This is a genomic window from Cognatilysobacter segetis (assembly GCF_004359965.1).
GTDB classification, from domain to species: domain Bacteria; phylum Pseudomonadota; class Gammaproteobacteria; order Xanthomonadales; family Xanthomonadaceae; genus Cognatilysobacter; species Cognatilysobacter segetis.
Window position 1 is genome coordinate 36,336 of record NZ_SMRQ01000026.1, and the last position, 10,748, is coordinate 47,083.

Here is a 10,748-nt window from a genome sequence, read left to right on the forward strand (position 1 = left end):
CATCGGCCGCGGCTGCCGTCCGGCCGATCCATGGAGCCACCGATGCCGCACCCCGTCCTCTCCGCCCTCGGCCTGACCGAGCTCGAATCCGGCACCTACCTCGGCGCAGGCGAGTGGTCGTCCACGCGCGATGCCGGCGTGCTCGAGTCGATCAGCCCGACCGACGGCGCCCTGCTCGCCCGCGTGCAGGCCTCGTCGCAGGAGGATTACGACACCATCGTCGAGCGCGCGCAGGCCGCCTACAAGGTGTGGCGCACCACGCCGGCCCCGCGCCGCGGCGAGGCGATCCGCCTCTGCGCCGAGGCGCTGCGCCAGCACAAGGACGCGCTCGGCTCGCTGGTCGCGCTGGAGATGGGCAAGTCGAAGCCGGAAGGCGACGGCGAGGTGCAGGAGATGATCGACATCGGCGATTTCGCCGTCGGCCTCTCGCGCCAGCTCTACGGCCTGACGATGCATTCGGAGCGCCCCGGCCACCGCATGTACGAGCAGTGGCATCCGATCGGCCTGGTCGGGATCATCTCGGCGTTCAACTTCCCGGTCGCGGTGTGGGCCTGGAACTCGTTCGTCGCGGCCGTCTGCGGCGACATCTCGATCTGGAAGCCCTCGCCCAAGACGCCGCTGTCGGCCATCGCGTCGATGAAGATCTGCAACGAGGCGCTGCGCGCCGGCGGCTTCCCCGACATCTTCTTCCTGTTCAACGACGCCGGCTCCGACCTCGCGCAGGCGTTCGTCGACGACAAGCGCATCCCGCTGATCAGCTTCACCGGCTCGACGAAGGTCGGCCGCATGGTGGGTGAGCGCGTCGCGCGCCGCATGGGCCGCTCCCTGCTGGAGCTCGGCGGCAACAACGCGATCATCGTCGACCCATCGGCCGAGCTGAAGCTGGCGATTCCGGCGATCGTGTTCGGCGCCGTCGGCACCGCGGGCCAGCGCTGCACGACCACGCGCCGCCTGTTCGTGCACGAGTCGATCTACGACGACGTGCTCGCCAAGCTCGTGACCGCCTACAAGCAGGTCGAGGGCAAGATCGGCGATCCGACCGATCCGGCCAACCTGATGGGCCCGCTGAACTCGCGCGATGCCGTGCAGGCCTATCTCGACGCGATCGAACGCGCGAAGGCGCAGGGCGGCACGATCGTATCCGGCGGCGCCGCGATCGACCGTCCCGGCAACTTCGTGCTGCCGGCGCTGGTCACCGGTCTGACCAACGATGCCGAAGTCGTGCAGACCGAGACGTTCGCGCCGATCCTCTACGTCATGAAGTATTCGACGCTCGACGAGGCGATCGAGCTGCAGAACGCCGTGCCGCAGGGCCTGTCGTCGTCGATCTTCACCACCAACCTCAAGGCGGCCGAGCAGTTCCTGTCGGCGGCGGGTTCGGACTGCGGCATCGCCAACGTCAACATCGGCACGTCCGGTGCGGAAATCGGCGGTGCGTTCGGTGGCGAGAAGGAGACGGGCGGCGGTCGCGAGTCGGGTTCGGATGCGTGGAAGGCCTACATGCGCCGCCAGACCAACACCATCAACTACTCCGACGCACTGCCGCTGGCGCAGGGCATCAAGTTCGACCTCTGACGCCATGAACGCGCTGCCGCCTCCGTCCGCGTCGACGTTGCCGACGAGCCCCCTGGCGATCGCGAGCCTGGTCTTCGGCATCGCGTGTTGGGTCGTGCTGCCCGTGCTGGGCAGCCTCGGCGCGATCATCTGCGGCCACCTGGCGAAGCGCGAAATCCGCGACGCCCACGGACGGGTCGGTGGAAGCGGCATGGCGACCGCCGGGCTGGCACTCGGGTACGTGCACCTGGCATTCGCGATCATCGCCACCGTGTTCGTGATCCTGCTGTTCGGCGGGTTCGCGGCAGCGCTGCTCGCGATCGGGCTGCACGCGCACTGATGTACGGCCTGCTGCGGCCCCTGCTGTTCACGCTCGACGCGGAGACCGCGCATGGCATCGGCCTGCGCGGCCTCGACGCGCTCGAACGGATGGGCGCGCTCGACCTCGTCGCGCGGCGGCCGGCGGAATCGCCGTTCCCGGTGTCCGTGTTCGGGCTCGACTTCCCGAACCCGGTCGGCCTGGCCGCGGGCCTCGACAAGAACGGCGCGCACATCGACGCGCTGTTCGGCCTCGGCTTCGGTTTCGTCGAGGTGGGCACAGTGACGCCCCGCCCGCAGGCCGGCAATCCGAAGCCGCGCATGTTCCGGCTGGCGAAGCACCGCGCGATCATCAACCGGCTCGGCTTCAACAACCTGGGCGTGGATGCGCTGGTGCGCAACGTCGAGGCCGTGCGCCACCGTCGCGGCATCCTCGGCATCAACATCGGCAAGAACAAGGACACGCCGAACGAGTCGGCGCAGGACGATTACCTGCACTGCCTCGAGCGCGTGTATCCGCTGGCGGACTACATCACCGTCAACATCTCCTCGCCGAACACCGCCGGCCTGCGCGAACTGCAGGAAGAGCAGGCGCTTCGCCGCCTCGTCGGCACGCTGCGCGAGGCGCAGGAGCGCCTCGGCGCGCAGCACGGCAAGCGCGTGCCGATGCTGGTGAAGGTCGCGCCGGATCTCTCGGACGATGACATCGAGGCCGCGGCGCGCGTGCTGGCCGACCTGCAGGTCGACGGCGTGGTCGCGACCAACACCACGATCTCGCGCGAAGGCGTCGAGGACTCGCCCCATGCGGACGAACCCGGCGGGCTGTCCGGCGCGCCGCTGATGCCGCAGGCGACCTACGTGCTGCGGCGCATGCGCACGCGCATGCCCGAATCGATCCCGCTCATCGGCGTCGGCGGCATCCTGTCCGGCGCGGACGCGGTCGCGAAGATGGCGGCCGGCGCAAGCCTCGTGCAGTGCTACACCGGCTTCATCTACCGCGGCCCGGTGCTCGTGCGCGAATGCGTCGCGGCGATCCGCCGTCGCAAGGAAGCGCCGAGCCGCGGGCACGTGCCGCCCGCATGAGCACGCCGGGCCTGCGCATCCATCGCGACGCCGACCTGCGCCGCCTGAATACGTTCGGCGTCGCCGTGCGCGCGCCGTGGCTGGTCGAGGTCGACGATGCCGCGCGCCTGCCGCAGGCGTTCGCGGCGGAGCCGATCGCCGGCCGCGTGCCGCTCGTGCTCGGCGGCGGCAGCAACATGCTGTTCGTCGCACCCCCGGCCGAGCCGGTGCTGCGCCTACCGGGCGTCGACGTGCGCATGGTCGACGACGACGGCGACGTGGTGACGGTGTACGCCGACGCCGGCGTCGAATGGCATGCGCTGGTGATGCGCACGCTGGACGAGGGGCTGTCCGGACTGGAAAACCTCGCGCTGATCCCGGGCACCGTGGGCGCTTCGCCGATCCAGAACATCGGCGCCTACGGGGTGGAGATCGGCGAGCGCATCGTGGCCGTGCACGCGTTCGAGCCGGCCACCGGCGGCAATGTGCGACTGCCGCGCGAGGCCTGCGACTTCGCCTACCGCGACAGCCTGTTCAAGCACGAACCGTCGCGCTACGTCGTGACGGGCGTGGAATTCGCGCTGCGTCGCGGCGGCGCGCCCAACCTTTCGTATGCGGGCATCGCCGACGAGTTGGCCGCGCGCGGGATCGATGCGCCGTCGGCACGCGACGTCGCCGACGCGGTGATCGCCATCCGTCGCCGCAAGCTGCCCGACCCGGCGGTCATCGGCAACGCCGGCAGCTTCTTCAAGAACCCGATCGTGCCGGCCGCGCAGGCCGACGCGCTGCTCGCGGCGAATCCGCGCCTGCCCGTATTCGCCGCCGGCGACGGCCGCCGCAAGCTGTCGGCGGCCTGGCTGATCGACAGCGCCGGCCTCCGTGGCTATCGCGACGGCGACGCCGGCGTGTCGGAAGGCCACGCGCTGGTGCTGGTCAACCACGGCAATGCGACCGGCGCCGACCTGCTGCGCGTGGCGCGACACGTGGCCGCTGGCGTGCACGCGCGCCACGGCGTCGCGCTCGAGCCCGAGCCGCGACTGGTCGGCGCGACCTGGGCGCAGTGACGGCGGCGCCCGCGAGGTCATCGCCACGACGCTGCATCGCGCCGGCCACCGACTCCGTGACCCAGCGTCACGAACGCATCGCCCCGATGGGCGATCCTTGACCCGATGACCGCCCCCGCCCCGCCCGCCCCCGCGACCGTCATGCGCGCGGCGCTGCTCATGCTCGCCAGCACGCTGTTCTTCGGACTCATGGCGATCACGATCCGCTACGCCTCGCGCACGCTGCCGACGTTCGAGATCGCTTTCTGGCGCAACACGTTCGGTCTGCTCGCGCTGTTGCCGCTGCTGCTGCGAAGTGGCGCCTCGCTGCGCACCCGGCAGCTTCCGAAATACCTGCTGCGCAGCGCGATCGGCATCGGCTCGATGCTCTGCTCGTTCTGGGCGATCGGCCACCTTCCGCTCTCGCAGGCCATCTCCCTCTCGTACTCGACGCCGCTGTTCGTGACGATCGCCGCGGTGATCTGGCTGGGCGAAGTGGTGCGCAAGCGCCGCTGGACCGCGGTGCTGCTGGGTTTCGTCGGCGTACTGGTGATCGTGCGGCCGGGCACCAGCGGCTTCACGCACGGCTCGCTGATCGCAGTGGCTGCCGCGGTCCTCAGCGCCGTCGTGGCCATCCAGATCAAGCAGCTCTCGCGCGTCGACGCCGCCGACACGATCGTCTTCTACACGTACGCCTTCTGGGTGCCGCTGTCACTGTTGCCCGCGCTCTTCGTCTGGGTGTGGCCCGAGCCGACCACGTGGATCTGGCTGGCGCTCACGGGCCTGTTCGGCACCGGTGGGCAGCTGCTCTGGACGCGCGCACTGCGGCTGGGCGACGTCTCCGCGCTCACGCCGATCACCTTCATGCAGCTGCCGGTGGTCAGCGTGGCCGGCTACCTACTGTTCGACGAGTCCATCGATCGCTACACGGTGGCAGGCGCGCTGATCATCTTCGGCGCCAATGCCTACATCGCCCACCGCGAGGCGCAACTGGCGCGTCGGGCAGCGACCACCGCGCCGGTCGAGGCCGTCAGCCCCGCCGAGTGATCAGACCCGCGTGCTGCCCGTCAGCAGCCCGCGATGGAAGGCGATCAGGCGCACGCCGAGCGTCCATGCAATGGCCGCCGACCAGCCGGCCAGCACGTCCGACGGGTAATGCACGCCGAGGTACGCGCGCGAGAGCCCCACGCCGAGCGTGAACAGCGCGCCGACCGCGATCACCGGCCAGCGCCAGCGCGTGTCCCAGGCGAGGCAGGCCAGCACGCAGGCGAGCGTCGCGGAGCCCATCGCGTGGCCACTGGGGAAGCTGTAGGTGGTTTCCGGCGCGAGCGACAGCCACAGCGCCGGACGCGCGCGTGCAAACAGGTGCTTGGCGGCGGCATTGGCCAGCGCGGAGCCGACCACGGCGATGGCCGCGAACGTCGCGCTGCGCGGATGGCGGCGCAGCATCAGGCCCACCACGAGCGCGATGTCCATCGGCACCACGCCGCCCGAGTAGCCGATGGCCGACAGTGCGAGGAACAGCGCATTGAGCGTGGGGCTCGAGATCGAGTGCAGCCATTCCAGCACCGGCACGTCGAAGAAGAACGGGTGCCCCTCGGCTACGTCCTCGGCGATTTCGCCGAAGCCCCAGAGCGGAAGCGCGACCAGCGCGAACATCGCGACCAGGCGCGGCCCGTACTTGCGGAAGACCTCACGCCCGACCTTCGCCTGCGTGGACAGCGCCTCGACGGGCGCCGCGGTGACCGGCTCAGACGGCCCCGGCGATTCCATAGTGGCGCTCCACGTAGCGATCGATCAGCTCGACGAAATCGTCGGCGATGCGGTCGCCGCGCAGCGTGACGGTCTTCTCGCCGTCCTCGAACACGGGCGCGGACGGTGCCTCGCCCGTGCCCGGCAGCGAGATGCCGATGTTGGCGTGGCGCGATTCGCCGGGCCCGTTCACCACGCAGCCCATCACCGCGAGCGTCAGGTTCTCCGCGCCCGGATGCGTGATCTTCCATTCCGGCATCTTCGCGCGCACGTGCTCCTGCACCTTCTGCGCGAGTTCCTGGAAGAAGGTGCTGGTGGTGCGACCGCAGCCCGGGCACGCCGTCACCATCGGGGTGAACGCGCGCAGGCCCATGGTCTGCAGCAGCTCCTGCGCGACGATCACTTCGTTGGTGCGCGACTGGCCGGGCTCGGGCGTCAGCGAGATGCGGATCGTGTCGCCGATGCCTTCCTGCAGCAGCACCGCGAGCGCGGCGCTTGAGGCCACGATGCCCTTGCTGCCGATGCCCGCCTCGGTGAGGCCGAGGTGCAGCGCGTAATCGCCGCGCGTGGCGAGTTCGCGGTACACGGCGATGAGTTCCTGCACGCCGCTGACCTTCGCGCTCAGTACGATGCGCTCGCGCGGCAGGCCAAGCTCCTCGGCGCGCGCGGCGGAATCGAGTGCGCTGCGGATCAATGCTTCGCGCAGCACGCGGCCGGCATCCCACGGATTCGCACGCTGCGCGTTCTCGTCCATCAGCGTGGCGGCGAGCGCCTGGTCGAGCGAGCCCCAGTTGGCGCCGATGCGCACGGGCTTGCCGTAGCGGATCGCGAAGTCGATGAGCTGCGCGAACTGCGTGTCGCGCTTCTTGCCGAAGCCGACGTTGCCGGGGTTGATGCGGTACTTCGCCAGCGCCTCGGCGCAGGCCGGCTCGCCCGCGAGCAGCTGGTGGCCGTTGTAGTGGAAGTCGCCGATCAGCGGCACGCTGACGCCCATCATTTCCAGGCGCTCGCGGATGCGCGGCACGGCCGCGGCGGCCTCGGCGGTGTTGACGGTGATGCGCACGAGCTCCGAGCCGGCGCGCCAGAGGTCGGCGACCTGCTGCGCGGTCGAGGCGACATCGGCCGTGTCGGTATTGGTCATCGACTGCACGACCACCGGCGCGCCGCCGCCGACCTGCACGCCCCCGATCACCACGCCCCGGGTGAGGCGGCGGTCGAGCGGGCCGAAGCGGCCCTCGTCGGGAGAAACGGGCGGGATCGGGGCGACGGCATTCATGCCGCGAATTGTAGGCCAGCGGCCCCGGCGCCTTCTGAACCCCACCGCGCCGTGGCGCCGTCGTCGCACCGGCTGCGCTAACGTGTGCGGCCGTTCCGCGCGCCCGATCGATGTCCACCGAGCCTTCCCGCGACGTCTTCACGCCCAGCCAGCTCAATACGCTGGCGCGCGACATGCTGGAGAGCACCTTCGGTTCGGTCTGGATCGAGGGCGAGCTCGGCGGCGTCTCGAGGCCGGCCTCGGGCCATCTGTACTTCACGATCAAGGACGCCCGCGCGCAGATCCGCTGCGCGATGTTCAAGCCGAAGGCCAGCTGGCTGCGTTTCCAGCCGCGCGAGGGCCTGCACGTGCTCGGCCGCGGCCGGCTGACCCTGTACGAGGCGCGCGGCGAGTACCAGCTGGTGCTCGACCACATGGAGGAAGCCGGCGAGGGCGCGCTGCGGCGTGCGTTCGACGAGCTCAAGGCCCGACTCGCGGCGGAAGGCCTGTTCGACGCCGAGCGCAAGCGCCCCCTGCCCGCCTTCCCGGCACGCATCGGCGTGGTCACCTCGCCCACCGGCGCGGCGATCCGCGACGTGCTCAGCGTGCTCGCGCGTCGCTTCCCGCTGGTCGAAGTCGACGTGCTGCCCGTGCAGGTCCAGGGCGCGGGTTCCGCGGCGCAGATCGTCGACATGCTCCGCCGCGCCGGCGCCAGCGGCCGCTACGACGTGCTGATGCTCACCCGCGGCGGCGGTTCGCTGGAGGACCTCTGGTCGTTCAACGAGGAACCGGTCGCGCGCGCGGTCGCGTCGAGCCCGGTGCCGGTCATCTGCGCGGTCGGCCACGAGACGGACTTCTGCCTCGCCGAGTTCGCCTCCGACCGCCGCGCGCCGACGCCTTCGGTCGCCGCCGAGCTGCTCGTGCCGAACCGCGACGACCTGATGCGTCGACTCGATGCGCTGCAGCGCCGCCTGCACGCGCGCCAGGCGCAGTCGCTGCGCGACGCGATGCAGCGCACCGACCGTGCGGCGCTCAAGCTCAACGCCCTGCGCCCGCAGGCGTACGTCGAGATGCTCTGCCGACGTCAGGCGGAGGCGTATCGCCGCCTCGACGCGGCCTGGAAGCGCCGGCTCGAGCGCGAGCATGCGCGCCTGCGGCATGCCGATGCCGTGCTGCGCGCGCGGCATCCCGAACGCCGGCTGTCGCGGCTGCGCGAGCGCGTGGCCGCGATCGCGAACCGGCCGCAGGCGGCGATCGCGCGTCGCCTCGCGCACGAGGCGCTGCGGCTGCGCGGTCTCGCGCGCTCGCTGGAAGCGATCAGCCCGCTCGCGACCGTCGCGCGCGGCTACAGCATCCTGCGCCGCGAGGACGGCGCCATCGTGCGGCGCGTGGGGGACGTGGCCGCGGGCGATCGCGTGTCCGCGCGCGTCGGCGACGGCGAACTCGCGTTGCGTGTCGAAGATGCGCAGCGGACGGGCTGACGCGGCGGCTGCCCGGCTCGACCGCACGTTTGGCCGCAGTGCGAACACGTTCGAATCCGCGAGGACGCCATGACGAAACGCCTACCCCTCTACGTCGCCGGCCGGCCCGTCACCACCAACGCCTGGCTCGACGTCCACGACAAGTACAGCGGCGATGTCGCGGCGCAGGTCGCGCGCGCGGAGGCGAGCCACGTGGAGCACGCGATCGCGGCCGCCCACGGCGCGCGCGCGGAGATGGCCGCGTTCCCGCCCGACGCGCGACGCGACGTGCTCGAGCATTGCGTGCGCCGGTTCACCGAGCGGCGCGATGAACTGGCCGACCTCCTCTGCACCGAAGCCGGCAAGCCGATCCGCGACGCGCGTGGCGAAGTCGATCGCCTGATCGATACGTTCCGCATCGCCGCCGGCGAGGCCACCCGCATCGGCGGCGACGTGCTGGAGCTGCAGGTCTCGCCGCGCGCGCGCGGGTTCCGCGGCATGACGCGCCGCGTGCCGATCGGCGCGTGCAGCCTGATCACGCCGTTCAACTTCCCGCTCAACCTGGTCGCGCACAAGGTCGCGCCCGCCATCGCCGCCGGCTGCCCGTTCGTGCTCAAGCCGTCGGAACGCACGCCGCTCGGCGCGCTGGTGATCGGCGAGATCCTGGCCGAGACCGACCTGCCGCGCGACGCCTGGTCGGTCATCGTCTGCGACACGAAGACCTCGGCGCCATTGGTCGAGGACCCGCGCATCGCGTTCCTGAGCTTCACCGGTGGCCCGGTCGGCTGGGAGCTGAGGGCGCGCGCCGGCCGCAAGAAGGTCGCGCTGGAACTGGGCGGCAATGCGGCCTGCATCGTCGACGAGGACCCCGGCGTGCCGTTCGACCACCTCGTCAAACGGCTCGTGTTCGGCGCGTACTACCAGAGCGGGCAGAGCTGCATCAGCGTGCAGCGCGTCATCGCGCACGAGGCCATCGCGGCGCGCCTGTCCGACGCATTGTCGGGTGCGGTGCATGCCCTGAAGCCCGGCGACCCCCACGACGAAACCACCGACATCGGCCCGGTGATCGACACCGCTTCGGCGGACAGGCTCGTCGAATGGATCGACGAGGCGCGTGCGGGCGGCGCACGCGTGCTCGTCGAAGGCCATCGCGACGGCACGATGCTCGCGCCGTGGCTGCTCGCCGACGTCCCGCGCGAGTGCCGGCTGTACAGGGAGGAAGCATTCGGCCCCGTTGCGGTCGTCGAGTCGGTGCCCGATCTCAACGCGGCGATCGAGCGCGCCAACGACTCGCGTTACGGCCTGCAGTGCGGTGTGTTCACGTCGCGCCTCGACCACGCGATGCACGCATGGGATCGCCTCGAGGTCGGTGGTGTCGTCGTCGGCGACGTGCCGAGCGTGCGCGTGGACAACATGCCATACGGCGGCGTCAAGGATTCCGGCGTGGGCCGCGAAGGCGTGCGCTCGACGATCGAGGAAATGACGGAAGTGCGCCTGCTGGTGGTGCGCGACCCGCCCTGACCGGCTGGCTCAACCGACGAGGATTTCCTCGACCTGCACGCCTTCCACCAGCTCGGGCAACGGGCGGCCGTACAGGTAGCCCTGCCCCAGCGTGCAGCCGAGCTCGCGCACGAGCCGCTGCTGGTGCACGTTCTCGATGCCCTCGGCCACGGTATGGATGCCAAGCGATCCAGCCAGCGCCTGGATCGCGCGGACGACCGCCTCGCTTTCGACGCGCGTTTCGCTGCCGAGGCCCGCGATGAAGCTCTGGTCGATCTTGAGGCACTCGATCGGGAAGCGGTGCAGGTAGCTCAGCGCCGAGAAGCCGGTGCCGAAATCGTCCAGCTGCGCCAGTACGCCGTGGCCGCGCAGGTGCTTGAGCATGTTCAGGACGCGCGGCGCTTCCTCGAGCAGCGCGACCTCCGTGATCTCGATGCGCAGGCGGCGCGGGTCGGCCTTCGCCTTTTCCAGCAGCCGCAGCAGTCGGTCGGCGAAGGCGCTGTCGCGGAAATGCCGCGGCGACACGTTGACCGAGATGTAGCCACCGGAGGTATGCGCGATCCGGTCGGCGACCTGCGCGTACACCAGCCAGTCCACTTCCTCGATCAACGAGCTGTTCTCGCCGACGTTGACGAACGACGCCGGCGTCAGGAGGCCGCTGCTCGAGTGGCTCCAGCGCAGCAGCGCCTCGTGGCCGACCACGCTGCGGTCGGACAGGCGCACGATCGGCTGGTAGAACGCGACGAAGCCGTCGCCGTTGATCGCGCGGCGCAGGTCGGCCTCGAGGTCGAGGATGCGCATCGC

The 10,748-nt window shown here is 70.9% G+C and carries 10 protein-coding genes; 7 read left to right on the top strand and 3 right to left on the bottom strand.

The annotated features are described in order from the left end of the window. The first annotated feature begins 42 nt into the window (after positions 1-42). The 5 genes from amaB to E4F61_RS07480 all read left to right on the top strand — a co-directional run bounded on the left by amaB (position 43) and on the right by E4F61_RS07480 (position 5,024). A complete protein-coding gene (amaB, locus tag E4F61_RS07460; RefSeq protein WP_133479047.1) occupies positions 43-1,575 on the top strand; it encodes an L-piperidine-6-carboxylate dehydrogenase in 1,533 nt (510 codons plus the stop codon). A 4-nt stretch (positions 1,576-1,579) separates the two neighbouring features. Then, a complete protein-coding gene (locus E4F61_RS07465) occupies positions 1,580-1,894 on the top strand; it encodes a DUF4190 domain-containing protein (protein WP_133479048.1) in 315 nt (104 codons plus the stop codon). After that, on the top strand, positions 1,894-2,955 hold the full coding sequence (locus E4F61_RS07470; RefSeq protein ID WP_133479049.1) for a quinone-dependent dihydroorotate dehydrogenase: 1,062 nt from the start codon (positions 1,894-1,896) through the stop codon (positions 2,953-2,955). The genes E4F61_RS07465 and E4F61_RS07470 overlap by 1 nt, the downstream gene beginning before the upstream one ends. Continuing rightward, a complete protein-coding gene (gene murB, locus E4F61_RS07475) occupies positions 2,952-3,998 on the top strand; it encodes a UDP-N-acetylmuramate dehydrogenase (RefSeq protein WP_238382840.1) in 1,047 nt (348 codons plus the stop codon). The genes E4F61_RS07470 and murB overlap by 4 nt, the downstream gene beginning before the upstream one ends. 141 nt (positions 3,999-4,139) lie before the next feature. Continuing rightward, positions 4,140-5,024 (top strand): DMT family transporter, encoded by an 885-nt coding sequence (locus E4F61_RS07480; protein ID WP_133479058.1) that lies wholly within the window; start codon positions 4,140-4,142, stop codon positions 5,022-5,024. Here E4F61_RS07480 and E4F61_RS07485 read toward each other — a convergent pair whose 3' ends face one another. Both E4F61_RS07485 and ispG read right to left on the bottom strand, forming a co-directional pair. Then, entirely contained in the window at positions 5,025-5,750 is a 726-nt protein-coding gene (locus tag E4F61_RS07485) for a phosphatase PAP2 family protein (RefSeq protein WP_133479051.1), read from the bottom strand. Further along, positions 5,728-7,005, bottom strand: a complete 1,278-nt coding sequence (gene ispG / locus E4F61_RS07490; RefSeq protein ID WP_133479052.1) for a flavodoxin-dependent (E)-4-hydroxy-3-methylbut-2-enyl-diphosphate synthase — start codon at positions 7,003-7,005, stop codon at positions 5,728-5,730. Before ispG ends, E4F61_RS07485 begins: the two co-directional genes overlap by 23 nt. Positions 7,006-7,115: 110 nt before the next feature. On the opposite strand from ispG, the gene xseA reads away from it, so the two are divergent. Continuing rightward, positions 7,116-8,465, top strand: a complete 1,350-nt coding sequence (gene xseA / locus E4F61_RS07495) for an exodeoxyribonuclease VII large subunit (protein WP_133479053.1) — start codon at positions 7,116-7,118, stop codon at positions 8,463-8,465. Between the two features lie 69 nt (positions 8,466-8,534). Next, positions 8,535-9,965 carry an aldehyde dehydrogenase family protein gene (locus E4F61_RS07500; RefSeq protein ID WP_133479054.1) on the top strand — a complete coding sequence of 477 codons (1,431 nt, stop codon included), beginning with the start codon at positions 8,535-8,537 and terminating at the stop codon, positions 9,963-9,965. Positions 9,966-9,974: 9 nt separating this feature from the next. On the opposite strand, the gene E4F61_RS07505 is transcribed toward E4F61_RS07500, so the two are convergent. Then, positions 9,975-10,748: EAL domain-containing protein (locus E4F61_RS07505; protein ID WP_133479055.1), on the bottom strand; the 774-nt coding region annotated here is incomplete at its 5' end.